Raw genomic sequence first — 15,331 nt, forward strand, 5'->3', positions numbered from 1 at the left:
TTTGCGAATATTAAGTAGTTAACATCTTGTAAAGTTATAAATACCGCTGAAATATGTTTTATAAACCTATAATTGCCTTAAAATTTATTTGATAAGAAACATCAACTTTCGGGAATTAAAGTGGTTTCCAATCTAATGTTTCTACTAACTTTAAGACATCTTTTTTAATGTAATCTACAGCTGGCAAAATAGAATCGTAATTTGGTTTTGCATAAAAATAGAGCGATCCTTTTATAAAGTGAGTTGTGCTATCTGTTGCATGAAACTGTAGGTGAGAAGCTGCGTTTCCAGTAATTTCATATAATGAACCGAAAACTCTTTTATTAGGGTTTACAAAATCTTTTGGTACAATTTGTTCTGCTTTTACAGCGTGTTTAAAAACTAGTTTTTCTGCTTCTGTTAAGAGTTCTTTTAAGTTGTTTTCTACAGGTCTGTAAGTAATATCTATAGATGCTTTTAAATTTGGATATGTAATTTTTAACCAATTATTTGTTTCATCAATTATTTTTGTAGATTCTAAAACATCAAAAGAATAGGGTCTTGAAACCTCTAACTTTTTGTATTCTTTATCAGGGTATTCTAAACTCAAATATGCTTTTGGTTTTGGTAGCACAGCATCATCACAAGAAATAACTAATAGAGTAAAGATGATAGAAAAAAGAGAATAGAGAATCTTACGCATTTCTTGTTGCTTTTACTTGTTTTATGCGTTTTTTATCTAACGCTTCAATAGTAAACGTATAATTCTTGAAGATTATTTTCTCGTTCTTTTTAGGAAATTTTCCAGAAATTTCCAGGATAAATCCAGCTAAAGTTTCGCTTTCACCTTTTTCTTGTTCAAAGATTTCCTCATCTTCATCATCTAAAACTCTACAAAAATCCTTAATAGTTGTTTTACCTTCAAAAATATAATTATTTGCGTCTATCTTAGAATAATGTAAATCTTCATCATCAAATTCGTCATTAATATCGCCAACAATTTCTTCAATTACGTCTTGTAACGTAACAATTCCACTTGTGCCTCCATATTCATCAACAACAATTGCTAAATGGTTTTTACGTGCTCTAAAATCGTCTAGTAGATCATCTAATTTTTTGTTTTCAGGCACAAAATAAGCTTCACGAACCAAATTTTGCCATTTAAAGTTTTTCTTATTTAAATGTGCTAATAAATCTTTTGCAAATAAAACTCCAATGATATTATCTGAATTTTCTTTGTAAACAGGATTTCTGGAATAGCCATTTTCTAGGATTTTTGCTAAAACAACTTCGTAAGTTTCATCATCGGAAATTGCAAAAATATCGATTCTAGGAATCATAATTTGAACAGTTTCTGTGTTTCCGAAATTTACAATTCCTTGTAATATTTTTTGTTCGTCTTTGGTAGTGGCTCCTTCCGAAGTTAGCTCTAAAGCTTGTGATAAAGTTTCTACAGAAAAATTTGAGTTTTTACTGCCAAGTTTCTTTTCGATAAATTTTGTAAGTGTTATTAGTGGCAAGCTAAAAGGAGTTAAAATAACATTGATTATTTTAATGAATTTTGACATTTTTCTTGAAAATGGCAACGCATTTCTAGAAGCATATACTTTTGGTAAAACTTCTCCAAACAACAAAATTAAGAAAGTAACTAAAACAATTTCAATTAAAAAACGGATGGGAATTGTAAAGAAGTATGCATTTAGTTGAGTATCGAAATCGCCAAAAAGAGTTTCTGCTAAAGAAGCAAAAAGTAGTACAATTAAAATATTAATAAAATTATTGGTAATTAAGATGGTTGCCAATAATTTTCGAGGTCTTTCTAATAAAGTAACAATTATATTTTCTCCTTTAGCTTCGTGAGTAAGTTCATTTAAATCGCTTTGAGAAAGCGAAAAAAAGGCAACTTCAGTACCAGAAATTAATGCAGAACTAATTAATAATAAGATTAAAACAATAGCATTTATTCCAGTTAAAAAATCGATGGAATTTAATAATAAATATAAATGTTCGGGATCTGGATTCAAGTTTTATAGTTTAGTTTCCTGTTTTTACAGGAATGACAATTTTAGAAGAAACATTAAGGTAAAAACCCCAATGAAACATTTTTTAAATTAAAATGGTAAATCGTCATTTTCTTCTTCTTTTACAACCGATTTTGGTTGTTCAGGTTTTGCAGAAGCTGGATTGTTTTCTTGTGTGTTGTTACCCATATCTGCATTTTTTTTGGTCGATAACATCGTCATTTCATTTACTTGCACTTCAGTAGAATAACGTTTTACACCATCTTGTTCCCACTGTCTGTTTTTCAGTTTTCCTTCTACATACACTTTATCTCCTTTGCCTAAATATTTTTCACAAACTTTAGCCAAACCATTTCTAACAACAATATTATGCCAGTCTGTATTGGTTACTTTTTCGCCAGTTTGTTTGTTGGTATAGCTTTCACTTGTTGCAATTGGAAAACGCCCAACACAATTTTGATCATCAAAATAATGCATTTTTACGTCATCACCTAAATTACCGATTAAAATTACTTTGTTTATTGTTCCTGCTGCCATAGTATTTATTGTTGTCTGGTCGAGCGCAGTCGAGACCTAAATTAATCTCTCGACTGCGCTCGAGGAGACAATTCTATTGTCGTAAAAAATCTACATCAAAAGTACTAAAAATATCAATTACTTTTTGGTTGATATTCCTCTAAAAAATTAGCAATTAAAACAGGAACAGGATATTTTTTAATATCTGTCCAATTTACGGTTGCTTTTTTTAAGGTTTCAGTTTCAACAATCCAAAATTGAGTGTATAAATGCTGATGAGAAAGTTTGTGTACAATTTCTTTTTTGTTAAAAAGTGAAATCGTGGTTTCATCAGGAAATAGTTGTATAAATTCTTCGGATGCAATTAAATCATTTTTATCGATAATTTTATCACTCTCAATTAAAGGAAATTGATACAAACCTTGCCAAATACCTTTGCCTTTTCTTTCGGATAAAATGGTTTTATCAACCGCAGTTTTTATCACTAAAAAATTAAAATACCTGTTTTTAATCTTGATTTTCTTCTCTTTAACTGGTAATTCTTTTGTTAATTTCTTTTCGAAAGCCACACAACTATCAGCAAAAGGACAGGTTTCACACAGTGGATTTTGAGGTTTACAATGCAAAGCACCAAAATCCATAATAGCTTGATTATAGGTTCCAGATTGCGAAGTATCTAATAAGGACTGTGCTAAGATTTTAAATTCTTTAATTCCTGCTGATGAATTAATGGCTGTTTTAATGCCAAAATAGCGAGATAAAACTCTGTAAACATTCCCATCTACAACCGCATTTGGTTCATCAAAACAAATAGAAGCAATTGCAGAAGCTGTATAATCTCCAATTCCTTTTAGTTTTATGAGTTCTTTATAGGTTGATGGAAATACGCCATTTAATTCGTTAGCAACATGTTTTGCAGTAAAATGTAGGTTTCGTGCTCTAGAGTAATATCCTAAGCCTTGCCACATTTTAAGAACGGTACTTTCATCTGCATTTGCAAGGTCAAAAACGGTTGGAAATGTTTCCGTAAACTTAAGGTAATATGCCATGCCTTGCGCAACTCTGGTTTGCTGCAGCATAATTTCTGAGAGCCAAATAAAGTAAGGATTTTTAGATTTTCGCCAAGGCAATTCCCTGTCGTTTTGTAAGTACCAGTAAACTAAAGTGTTAGAAAATTTCATTTTTTAAAAATAGTTTTGCAATAGTACATCATAAAATTCACATAAATTTAATCGTTTATATTTTTGGAGTTGATTAATTATCATATATTTGCATCCGCAATTTTCGAATACAATTAATAAAAATATAGTAAAAATAGAGACATGACGAAAGCAGATATCGTATCAAAAATTTCAGATAAATCAGGAATCGAAAAGACAGACGTTTTAGCAACTGTTGAAGCATTTATGACTGAAGTAAAAGATGCATTAGAAGGTGGTGACAACGTTTATTTAAGAGGTTTTGGTAGTTTTATCATCAAAACTAGAGCAGAAAAAACTGGTAGAAATATTTCAAAAAATACAACTATTAAGATTCCAGCTCATAACATTCCAGCTTTTAAACCAGCAAAAACTTTTACTGAAGGAGTAAAAAATAAAGTAGCTGTAAAGTAACAAAATACTAATCTAAACCGTTAAAGGTTTAAAAAAACAACAGATCATTATGCCAAGTGGTAAAAAAAGAAAGAGAGCAAAAATCTCTACACACAAAAGGAAAAAAAGAGCTAGAGCAAATAGACACAAGAAGAAAAAGTAAGCTAATGCTTACTTTTTCGTTTATTGTATAGCGAAAAAGAAATTACAGTACAAAAAGTTCATTGACATTAAAAGATTTGCGAGTTGTAAGCCAGTAAATCTTTTCACGGTATTTAAAAATACCTGACATTATTAATCCATCTGCACACTAAAGTGCAGTGTTAAAACCAGTTCAGTATGAAAACAGAATTGATTATTCGTTCAAATTCATCTGATATTGATTTTGCCTTATTAAGAGATGGAAAACTTATTGAATTAAATAATGAAACAACTGGTAACAAATTTTCTGTAGGCGATATTTTTTTAGCCAAAATAGGAAAAGTGTTAACAGGTTTAAACGCATCATTTGTAAATGTTGGCTATCCAAAAGATGGCTTTTTACATTATCATGATTTAGGTGCGCAAGTAAACTCATTAAATTCGTTCCTTAAGAAAGTAAGCACAGGTAAGTATAAAGAATTCACTTTAAAAAACTTCCAGAAAGAGGAAGACATTAACAAAGACGGTAGTATTAACAAAGTATTAAAAACAGGGCAAAACCTGTTGGTACAAATTGTAAAAGAACCAATTTCTACAAAAGGCCCAAGATTAAGTTCAGAACTTTCTATAGCTGGTAGGTATTTGGTATTAGTTCCTTTTTCTAACAGAGTTTCTGTTTCTCAAAAAATAGAAGATCCGAAGGAAAAAGAACGCTTAAAAAGATTGGCAAAGAGCATAAGACCTAAAGGTTTTGGCGTTATTTTAAGAACTGTTGCAGAAGGTAAAAAAGTAGCAGAATTAGATAAAGATTTGCAAAACTCATTAGAACGTTGGACAACCATGTGTAAGAGAATTCCTAACACAAATACACCAACAAAAATTTTAAGTGAGTTAAACAGAGCATCTTCTATTTTAAGAGATGTTATGAATGAAACTTTTACAAATATTGTAACAAATGATGAAACTTTGAAAGTAGAAATTAAAGAATATCTGCAGGAAATTTATCCTGAAAAGGAGAAAATTGTAAAGTTACACAAGTCTGAAGTGCCTATTTTTGAAAAATACGGAATCGAAAGACAAATTAAAACATCGTTTGGAAAAACAGTTTCCATGAGCAAAGGTGCCTATTTAGTTATAGAGCACACAGAAGCTTTACATGTTATAGATGTAAATAGTGGAAACCGATCAAACAAAGCAGGTTCTCAAGAAGATACTGCATTAGAGGTAAATCTTATTTCAGCAACTGAAGTAGCACGTCAATTACAATTGCGTGATATGGGAGGTATTATTGTAGTAGATTTTATTGATATGCACAAAGCTGAAAACAGAAATAAATTGTTTCAGCATTTAAAAGAACAAATGGCTTTGGATAGAACAAAGCACAAAATTTTACCACCAACTAAATTTGGTTTGATACAAATTACAAGACAAAGGGTAAGACCTGAGTTAAGTATAAAAACTACCGAAGACAATCCAAATAAAAATGGTCAAGTAGAAGCTCCAATAGTTTTGTTAGATAATATAGAATCTGATTTAGAGAAATATATTATTAATTTAGAGCAGCACAAATCAACCGATAAAAAGATACAATTACACATTCATCCTTTTATTGCTGCCTATTTAACAAAAGGAGTAAATTCAATTCGTTTTAAATGGTATTTAAAACACAAAAAGTGGATTACAATTATACCTAGAGATGCTTACACATACTTACATTATAAATTTACTTCTTCAAAAGAAGAAAAATAAGTTTATATATAAGGCAATAATTTATTATCAAAAAAACCCGAAACTTAAAAGTTTCGGGTTTTTCTTTTTTAAAAGAATTCATAAAGTTTCATATCTTTTTAAGAGATAAATTTCTCGTTTTTCTTATTTATAATTATTTTAAATAATATCTTTGCATTTCTTAAAAATCTATAATTTTATATTGAATGTTACAGCATAAAAAGTTTAAAAAGCTTATTAGTAATATACATTTATGGCTTGGTTTGAGTTCTGGTATACTTGTTTTTATTATTGCAATAACTGGTTGTATTTATGTTTTTCAAGATGAAATTAAAGATGTTGTTTATAAACATCGTTTTGTAAAATATCAAGAAACTAATTTTGTAAAGCCTTCTTTAATTTTTGATTTAATTGAAGAAAAGTATCCAAATTCTCAAGGTAGTATGGTTGTTTATAATGGTAAATATAGATCTGCAGCTATTTCCATTATGGTTGATGAAGTTCCTTATACTATTTATTTAAATCCTTATTCTGGAGAAATAATACACGAAGAAAATTTAGAAACTGAATTTTTTATGGTCATAGAAAATTTGCATCGGTTTTTATTGTTACCAGAAGAAATCGGAAAGCAAGTTACCGGTATAGCTACCATTATTTTTATTTTAATGCTTTTATCAGGCTTGGTTTTATGGTGGCCAAAAAAGTTAAAAAGTGCAACACAAAATTTTAAAATTAGATGGAAAGCAAAATGGAGAAGAAAAAATTACGATTTGCATAGAACTTTTGGTTTTTATATAATTTTACCTTCCCTTTTTTTAGCTATTACAGGCTTAGCTTTTACGTATGAGGTTGTAGAAGATGGTCTTTTTACAATTGGTAATATTGGAGAGGATTCTGTAAAAAAACAAGAACCAATACAGTTTGATAATATTGAAGTTGCAAGTTCTAAAGCATTAGATGCTTCTTTCTTTAAAACACAAGAATTATCGCCAAATAATAATATGCTTTTTGTTTGGAAACAGTTTAACGGTTTGCCTATTGTAACAGGAGCTTATCCTAAAGCTTTAGTTTTCGACAATCAATCTAACTTTTTATTTCATCCAGTGAATGGAGATCTTTTAGAAACTCAGTATTTTAAAGATAAATTGGGTGGAACCAAACTTCAAGAAATAAATTTTGGTTTGCATACTGGTCAATATTTAGGGCTTTTTGGTAAAGTTATGGCTTTTTTAGCAAGTCTTTTAGTAGCTTCTTTACCAGTTACAGGTTTTTTGATCTGGTATGGAAGAAAAAAAAGAAAAAAAAATAACTTTATATAGTTTCAAATAAATTTTTCATCCTTATTTTTGCATTTTATTTATAATTAGTCTTAATTAATATAATTTAATTATTAACAGAAAATAAAACGTATTTAATTGAAATATTTATTAAAAATTTTACTCTTACTTCTATTTATTTCTATGTCTAGTTTGGCACAAAAAAATACATTTAGTATTGCTGGTAAAGTTACAGATGAACTTGGATACCCATTATTTGGTGCCAGTGTAGCTGTTAAAAACACCAATTTTGGAACAACTACAGATTTTGATGGAGTTTTTAAAATTGAAATTAAAAATCTTACTTCAATTATTTTAGAGTTTTCTTATTTAGGTTTTCAAAAACAGACCAAAATTGTAGATTTCAAAAATAATAGCAAACAAATAATAAATATTGTTCTTAAAGAATCAGCAGATAGTTTAGAAGGTTTAAGTATTGTTGCGAAAAGTAAAATTAGAAGAGCCAGAGAACAAGCCTATGCAGTAAATGTTGTTAAAGCAGCAGAATTGTTTAATACAGGAGCAAATATTAATGAAGTTTTAAACAAAACATCTGGCGTTAGAATTCGAGAAGATGGTGGTTTAGGTTCAAATTTTTCTTTTTCTTTAAACGGATTTTCTGGCAAACAAGTAAAATTTTTTTTAGACGGAATTCCTATAGATAACTTTGGATCTTCCTTAACTTTAAATAATTTTCCAATAAGTCTGGCATCATCTATAGAAATTTATAAAGGTGTTTTGCCAATTACTTTGGGCTCTGATGCTTTGGGTGGTGCTGTAAATATTGTTTCTAGAACTACACCAAATTATTTGGATGTTTCTTATGGTTTAGGCTCTTTTAATACACATAAGGCAAACGTAAATTATGCTTATACTTTAGAAAAATCTGGTTTTACAGTTAGATCAAGTGCTTTTTATAATTTTTCTGATAACAATTATAGCGTAAAGGTTCAGCCTATAAATTTGCAAACAAACCAACGTTTACCACTGCAAGAAGTAGAACGTTTTCATGACAATTATAAATCTGCAACAGCACAAATTAACATTGGTTTTGTAAATAAATCTTTTGCAGATAATTTATTAGTCGGTTTTATTGCTTCTGGCAATGATAAAGAAATACAAACTGGAGTTACCATGAACCAAGTTTTTGGTGGTAGAACATCAAATTCATCAGCATTTATTACTAGTTTAAAATACGATAAAACAGACATTTTTACAAAAAATTTAGATTTTAAAATGTATGCAGCATTTAATAAGTCTAAAAATCAGTTTAGAGATACTACAAGATTACGTTACAATTGGTTGCAAGAAACCATACCAACTTCTACTGCAGAAAGTTTTAGAACACAACTTTTAAATAATGATGATGAGTTTTTAGTTACCTCTAATTTAGCATATAAAATATCTGACATACATAGTATTTCGTTAAATTATCAATTTATAGATTTTAGCAGAAGCTCTAGTGATGTAGAAAATCCTGACACTATTTCTTTTCAATTTCCACAGCAATTGCAAAAGCAAACTTTTGGTTTTGCGCATCAAGCAAAATGGCAGCGTTTTAATATAACAACTTTTGCAAAGTATTATTTATTAGATGCTAATTCTTTTGATACCTCTGTTACATCTAATCTTCTAGAAACAAGACAATCATCCTTAAATAATTTTGGTTATGGTTTTGCTGCTACCTATTTTATTTTACCAAAATTGCAAATAAAGTCTTCTTTTGAACGCGCTTTTAGATTGCCAGAATCTGTAGAATTGTTAGGTGATGGCCTTTTTACAAGAAGAAATGCAAACCTTTTACCAGAAGAAAGTTACAATTTTAATTTAGGCGTAAAATATGAATCAAATAGTTTTAGCAATCATATTTTTAATTTTGAAACCAATTATTTTTTAAGAAATACAAACGATTATATTCGATTAGACCAAGCGCAATCTCAGCCTGTAGACAGACAATTTATAAATATTGGTAAAGTTTTTACAAATGGTTTTGAAGTTGATTTACAATATAGATGGAAACAGAAATTAAGAATTAGTGCAAACGCAACGTATCAAAATATTATAGACAAACAAGAGTTTATAACAACTACTAATTTAGGAGGAACAATAGAAACTCCCAATTTAAATTTCGATTTTAAAGTGCCAAACATCCCATTTTTATATGGAAACTTAAATGTGGATTATTCTTTTAAGCCATCACCAAAAAATAACAAATTAAATATTGGGTATTCTTTAAATTATGTGGAAGAATATTTTTTTACACCCAATCAATTAGGAGCCAATAATCAAGACAATATACCAACACAATTGTCTCATAATGCTATGGTTTCTTATGAAATTGATGAAGGTAAATACAACATTTCTTTAGAAGCAAGAAATATTACGAATCAAGATTTATTTGACAATTATTTATTGCAAAAACCAGGGAGATCATTTTTTATAAACTTTAGATATTACTTAGAAAAACAATAAATTAAAACAATTATTATGACAATTACTAAAAACTGGAAAAACCTATTTTTTATTCTATCGATTGCATTTTTAATAGGATGTGATGATGATAACACTGAAACTCCTGATAATAATAATACCGAAAAACAATTTGTGTTAGGGATTGGAGTTACAACACCTACAGAAACCACAAATTTTTTATTAAGTACAGATGATTTAATGACAGGAACCTTATCATTACAAGGACAAGGAACTCTGCAAGATGGTTATAGAGATTATGGTTTTGGGGCCAATACCTTTTATAGTATTGGTGGTTTAGGAGTTACAGATGTAAATACAGTAACAACAGATGGCGCAAATGGTTTAAATATTGAAACAGGATTAACTTTTCCTTTTCAGTTAGATGGTTTTAGAGAAGCAAATGGCGTTGCAAATACAATGGTTGGTATTTCTTTACCTCAAAGTCCGTCTACAAGCGAAAATATTACGTTTTATAATGTAAATATTTCTGGAAATTCAATTACAAACTCTAATACAGTACCAGTAAGAGACGTATATAATGAAACTACAGATTGGATTTTTACAACTGGAATGCAAGTTAGAGGGAATAAGCTTTTTCAAACATTTTATCCAATAGATAATGCAACTTTTACTACTAATAATACAGATACTCAATATGTTGCTATTTACAACTATCCTGCATTTACTTTAGATAAAGTAATTACAGATACTCGTTTTGGACCTGCAGGTGCTTTTAATACAAGAAGTGGAATTTTTGTAACAGAAACAGGCGATATTTACACAGTTTCTAACAGTAATTTTGGATTTACACAAGCAACAAAACCAGCAGGAATTTTAAAAATTGAAGCAGGAAGTGAAACTTTTAATGAAGATTATACTTTTAATACAGAAACAGCTGCAAATGGAGGTAAAATAATACATGCTATTTATGTGGGCGATAATAAATTGTTTGCAGAAGTTTCTACAAAAGTGTTAGAAGAACCAGATGGTTCTAATGGTTTTGGAAATGTATATACAGATTCTAATTTGCATTTAGCTATTGTAGATTTAGTAGCAAAAACAATTACAAAAGTTGCAGGTGCTCCAGAATTTATAGGAAATGGAGGAAGAAGTTTTGCGGCTTTTAAAGATGGTAATGTCGTGTATTCTTCTATAAAAGATGCTAATGGTATCGTAAACATTTATCAAACAAATTTAGATACTGCAACAGCAATTAAAGGTGCACAAGTAGATGCTACTTTTGTTGGTGGAATTGCAAGAATTAGATAAGTATGTTAAAGCTACAATTATAAATTTTTACTAAAAACCCTAAAATTTTTTAAAGTTTTAGGGTTTTTCTATTTTATGAAGTTAGTTATGTAAAGTTTCTCATTCTGCAAGAATTTTACAGAGTTTGTTTGCACTTGGATAATACTATTTTTTAGGTGACGAACAGACTTCATAATTTTTTTACATCCAGTTTTGTCTTTTCGACCTTTTGCGAGAAATTACATAAAGAAACTAAACATTATATTAATTTTGTTAGAGACTTTTTTTAAAAGTTTTAAATAACAGCTTTCTTGATATAAGTAACAAATGAAAAGAACCACAAAGATTTAAACATAAGAGTTTTTTCCCCTTTGGGGAATTACAGGGGATTTTACTCTTTCCTTTTAATCAAATACATATAAACAGGATAATGATCTGAATAACCACCTGTATAACCAGCACTTGAAAAACTTCTCTTAGGATAGCCTTTAAATTGCCCTTTTCTACTGGTTAAAAATCGCTTGTTAAATATTTTTGCTTGAAACATTTTATACGTAGAAAAATCTTTTTCGCCTTTGTCCAATAAAGGTGATGAAATTAAAATCATATCAAATAAATTGATATTATCTCTGTAACCTAATGTATTAAAGCCTCTTCTAAACAAATCTTCATAAGGATTGTAAATATCTAAATCACCAACTTGGCTTTTATCACTTTTAGTTTTTAGCACTTCTTTAAAACTCGCGTTTATGGGGTCGTCATTAAAATCGCCCATAGTTAAAATCTTGGCATTTGGATCTTTACTTCTAATCTGATCAATAATCCTTAAATTTTGATAGGCTGCTTTTTCACGTAAAGGCCTACTTTTTGCTTCTCCACCACTTCTGGAGGGCCAATGGTTTACAATAATATGAATCAATTCATCATCTAAATAACCAGAAACTAATAATTGGTCTCTTGTATATACTTTATAACCATCTCTATAAATATTTGGATTAAAAACCTCATGATGCACAGGTTTAAAATATCTCTTTTGATAAATTAAAGCTACATCAATTCCTCTTTTGTCTGGAGAATCGTAATGAATAATTCCATAATCTTTTTTTAAAAGATGTTTAGATTTTACCAAATCTTCTAAAACACTTAAATTTTCAACTTCAGAAACACCCAATATTGTGGGACTTGTATTGGCTTTGTCTTCTCCAATTTGTGCAATTACGTTTCCTAACTTATCAATTTTATCCCAATAAACTTTAGATTTGTTCGCTTTCAAAGCCATCATTGGGCTTGCTTCGTCGTTTTTTGAAACATCATTTATGGTATCAAAAAGGTTCTCTAAATTGTAAAAAGCAATGGTTCTAATTTTGTATTTTTTGCCTTGAGCATAATTTAAAAAGACATTAAATATTAGAATTACTAGTAGGAATTTTTTCTTTTTTATTTTCATTTTTTACATCAAATTTAATGAATAAATAATATTATTATTTAAAAAAAATAAAAATTACAGGATATTTTTAATTAAAAAACACTAACTTCACTTCGCTATTAAATTGAAAAAGAAAAAGTTATGAGTAAAACTATTGTTTTGATAGTTGTCTTTCTATTGTTTTTTACAACTATATTTTCACAAAATATTTTAAAAGGAATTGTTGTTGATAACGATTCTAAAACTCCACTAAAAGGTGTTTTGGTAAGTATTCTAAATATACCAAACACGCAAATTACCAACGAAAAAGGGTTTTTTAAAATTGATAATATTCCCAATGGAAGTTATATTTTGGAACTTAAATTTGCGGGTTATGAAACTCAAAATTTCCCTATTGAACTTGCTGATGAAACTATTGATTTAGGAAGTATTTTATTTTACAAAGATTTCACTGAAGATCAAGATTTAAGTTTAATTACCATTACAGATGATGAATTAAATGACGATACAAGTGCTGCAGATAATATTGCAGGACTTTTACAAGCCACAAAAGATATTTTTCTGAGAACTGCTGCTTTTGAGTTTAGTTCCTCTTTTTTTCGTGTAAAAGGATTAGATTCTGGAAATGGAAAAGTGTTGATTAATGGCATTGAAATGAACAAAATCTATGATAGCAGAGCTCAATGGAGTAATTGGGGTGGTTTAAATGATGTTTTGAGAAATCAGGAATTCAGCAATGGTTCAGCTCCTTCAAATTTTACTTTTGGTGGCCTTTTAGGTTCTTCAAATATGAACACAAGAGCATCAGAACAAAGACCAGGAATCAGGCTTTCTTACTCATCATCTAACAGAAGTTATGTACACAGAGCAATGGCTACTTACAGTTCTGGAATGAGAGAAAATGGTTGGGCTTTTACATTTTCTGGAAGTAGAAGAACTGGGCAAGAAGGTTTTAATGACGGTACATCTTACAATGCATATTCCGTTTTCACATCGATTGAAAAAAAGATAAACGAAAACCACAGCTTCAATTTTACGGGTATTTTTACTCCAAATAGAAGAGGGAAATCATCTCCAAATACACAAGAAGTTTTCGACTTAAAAGGAATTGCTTACAATGAATATTGGGGGAATTTAAATGGCAGAAAAGCCAATTCAAGAATTAAAGACGTAAATGAACCTATTTTAATGCTGAATCATTATTGGAATTTGAGCAGCAAAACCGAATTAAATACAAATATTTCATATCAATTTGGACAAATTGGTAACAGTCGTTTAGATTTTAATGCAGGCGCAAATCCAAGTCCTACTTATTATCAATATTTGCCAAGTTATTTTGTGGCAAGAGATGAATTGGCAAGTGCGTATGAATTTCAACAAGAATTTTTAAACGATGGTCAATTAAATTGGATCAGGATTTTTGATGCCAATATTACAAATGCTTCAGCAGATTTGCCCAGTGGTTATGTGTTGTATGAAGATGTAAATGACGATTATCAAATTACAGTAAATTCAATTTTAAATTCGGCAATTAGTAATAACATCAACATAAATGCAAAAGTAGAATACAGAAAATTTAACTCCAATAGTTTTGCAAGAGTCATTGATCTTTTAGGTGGAAATGGGTATTTAGACATTAATAATTTTGCGGATACAGAAGATTTAAAACAAAACAATTTAGCAACTCCAAACAGAATTGTTGGCGTAAATGATAAATTTAGATACAATTACAACATAAATGCAACTATAGCCAAAGGTTTTGTACAAGGGCAATTTAAATATAATAAAGTCGATTTTTATGGAGCAGCTAATGTATCTCAAACGAATTATCAAAGAGAAGGTTTGTATCAAAATGGGCGATTTCCTGATAATTCTTTAGGAAAATCAGAACAATTAAGTTTCACCAATTTTGGTGTAAAAGGAGGAGTGACTTATAAAATTACAGGTCGCCATTTGTTAGATGCAAATGTTGCCTATATTACAAATGCACCAACCATTAGAAACTCGTTTTCTAACTCTAGAGAAAATAATAATGTAGTTGATAATTTGGTGAGCGAAAATGTTTTTTCTTCAGATTTTAGCTACATTATTAGAAGTCCAATTTTTACAGGAAGACTCACAGGTTATTACACCTATATTGAAGATGCCACAGAAATTTCTTTTTATTTTGCTGATGGAGTTGGTGGAGATAATACTGCTTTTGTGCAAGAGGTTTTAACAGGAATCAACAAAAAACACTTGGGAATTGAAGTGGGTCTGGAAGCCCAAGTTACATCCACCATAAAACTAAAAGGCGCAGCTGCTATTGGGCAATTTACGTATGATAACAATCCTGATTTATATTTAACAACAGATGTTGCAAACGAAGGTGTTTTTGATGATAAAGGTCGTTCTCAAAACTATGTTTCTAATCTAAAAAACTATAAAGTTTCTGCTGGTCCACAAAACGCGTATTCAGTTGGTTTTGAATATAGAGATCCAGATTATTGGTGGATTGGAGCTACTGCAAATTTCTTTGAAAACACCTATGCAGATATTGCTCCATTAAACAGATCTAGCAATTTTTTTACAGATGATGATGGTTTGCCTTTTGAAGATTATGATCCAGTTTTAGCAAGAAACTTATTACAGCAAGAACGTTTTGATAATTATATGGTGGTAAATATGATTGGTGGAAAATCATGGAAAGTTGGCGATAAATATATTAGCTTTTTTGCAACTGTAAATAATGTTTTAAATACCGTTTATAAATCTGGCGGATTTGAGCAAGGACGAAACGCAAATTTCAGACAATTAAGAGACGATAAAGCCTTAAATACACCAGTTTTTGGCAATAAATATTGGTATGGAAGAGGAACAACGTATTTTTTAAATGCTAGTATAAGTTTTTAA

At 29.5% G+C, this 15,331-nt stretch carries 11 protein-coding genes; 6 read left to right on the forward strand and 5 right to left on the reverse strand.

From position 1 onward, the window contains the following. Positions 1-115: 115 nt before the first annotated feature. The 4 genes from gldD to mutY all read right to left on the reverse strand — a co-directional run bounded on the left by gldD (position 116) and on the right by mutY (position 3,697). Entirely contained in the window at positions 116-682 is a 567-nt protein-coding gene (gene gldD / locus P161_RS0107705; RefSeq protein WP_026776439.1) for a gliding motility lipoprotein GldD, read from the reverse strand. Then, positions 675-2,003, reverse strand: coding sequence for a gliding motility-associated protein GldE (locus P161_RS0107710; protein WP_026776440.1), 1,329 nt, complete (start codon positions 2,001-2,003; stop codon positions 675-677). The genes gldD and P161_RS0107710 overlap by 8 nt, the downstream gene beginning before the upstream one ends. Before the next feature lie 87 nt (positions 2,004-2,090). Next, positions 2,091-2,537: a single-stranded DNA-binding protein gene (locus P161_RS0107715; RefSeq protein WP_036841336.1), complete on the reverse strand. Its 447-nt coding sequence runs from the start codon at positions 2,535-2,537 to the stop codon at positions 2,091-2,093. A 113-nt stretch (positions 2,538-2,650) separates the two neighbouring features. Beyond that, positions 2,651-3,697 carry an A/G-specific adenine glycosylase gene (mutY, locus tag P161_RS0107720; protein ID WP_026776442.1) on the reverse strand — a complete coding sequence of 349 codons (1,047 nt, stop codon included), beginning with the start codon at positions 3,695-3,697 and terminating at the stop codon, positions 2,651-2,653. Positions 3,698-3,838: 141 nt separating this feature from the next. On the opposite strand from mutY, the gene P161_RS0107725 reads away from it, so the two are divergent. The 5 genes from P161_RS0107725 to P161_RS0107745 all read left to right on the forward strand — a co-directional run bounded on the left by P161_RS0107725 (position 3,839) and on the right by P161_RS0107745 (position 11,034). Continuing rightward, complete coding sequence (locus tag P161_RS0107725) at positions 3,839-4,129, forward strand: HU family DNA-binding protein (protein WP_026776443.1); 291 nt, start codon at positions 3,839-3,841, stop codon at positions 4,127-4,129. A 318-nt stretch (positions 4,130-4,447) separates the two neighbouring features. After that, positions 4,448-5,998, forward strand: coding sequence for a ribonuclease E/G (locus P161_RS0107730; protein ID WP_026776444.1), 1,551 nt, complete (start codon positions 4,448-4,450; stop codon positions 5,996-5,998). A 185-nt stretch (positions 5,999-6,183) separates the two neighbouring features. Next, positions 6,184-7,296 carry a PepSY domain-containing protein gene (locus P161_RS0107735; RefSeq protein ID WP_026776445.1) on the forward strand — a complete coding sequence of 371 codons (1,113 nt, stop codon included), beginning with the start codon at positions 6,184-6,186 and terminating at the stop codon, positions 7,294-7,296. 96 nt (positions 7,297-7,392) lie between these two features. Continuing rightward, positions 7,393-9,765 (forward strand): TonB-dependent receptor, encoded by a 2,373-nt coding sequence (locus P161_RS0107740; protein WP_026776446.1) that lies wholly within the window; start codon positions 7,393-7,395, stop codon positions 9,763-9,765. 15 nt (positions 9,766-9,780) lie between these two features. Further along, entirely contained in the window at positions 9,781-11,034 is a 1,254-nt protein-coding gene (locus P161_RS0107745) for a DUF4374 domain-containing protein (protein ID WP_026776447.1), read from the forward strand. A 370-nt stretch (positions 11,035-11,404) separates the two neighbouring features. On the opposite strand, the gene P161_RS0107750 is transcribed toward P161_RS0107745, so the two are convergent. Beyond that, on the reverse strand, positions 11,405-12,454 hold the full coding sequence (locus P161_RS0107750) for an endonuclease (protein ID WP_026776448.1): 1,050 nt from the start codon (positions 12,452-12,454) through the stop codon (positions 11,405-11,407). Between the two features lie 126 nt (positions 12,455-12,580). On the opposite strand from P161_RS0107750, the gene P161_RS0107755 reads away from it, so the two are divergent. After that, positions 12,581-15,331 (forward strand): TonB-dependent receptor, encoded by a 2,751-nt coding sequence (locus P161_RS0107755; RefSeq protein ID WP_026776449.1) that lies wholly within the window; start codon positions 12,581-12,583, stop codon positions 15,329-15,331.

It is taken from the genome of Polaribacter sp. Hel_I_88 (assembly GCF_000687935.1).
GTDB lineage: Bacteria > Bacteroidota > Bacteroidia > Flavobacteriales > Flavobacteriaceae > Polaribacter.

Coding starts and splice junctions, on each gene's coding strand:
- gldD (WP_026776439.1), bottom strand. CDS start 682: ATGCGTAAGATTCTCTATTCTCTTTTTTCTATCATCTTTACTCTATTA.
- P161_RS0107715 (WP_036841336.1), bottom strand. CDS start 2,537: ATGGCAGCAGGAACAATAAACAAAGTAATTTTAATCGGTAATTTAGGT.
- mutY (WP_026776442.1), bottom strand. CDS start 3,697: ATGAAATTTTCTAACACTTTAGTTTACTGGTACTTACAAAACGACAGG.
- P161_RS0107725 (WP_026776443.1), top strand. CDS start 3,839: ATGACGAAAGCAGATATCGTATCAAAAATTTCAGATAAATCAGGAATC.
- P161_RS0107730 (WP_026776444.1), top strand. CDS start 4,448: ATGAAAACAGAATTGATTATTCGTTCAAATTCATCTGATATTGATTTT.
- P161_RS0107735 (WP_026776445.1), top strand. CDS start 6,184: ATGTTACAGCATAAAAAGTTTAAAAAGCTTATTAGTAATATACATTTA.
- P161_RS0107745 (WP_026776447.1), top strand. CDS start 9,781: ATGACAATTACTAAAAACTGGAAAAACCTATTTTTTATTCTATCGATT.
- P161_RS0107755 (WP_026776449.1), top strand. CDS start 12,581: ATGAGTAAAACTATTGTTTTGATAGTTGTCTTTCTATTGTTTTTTACA.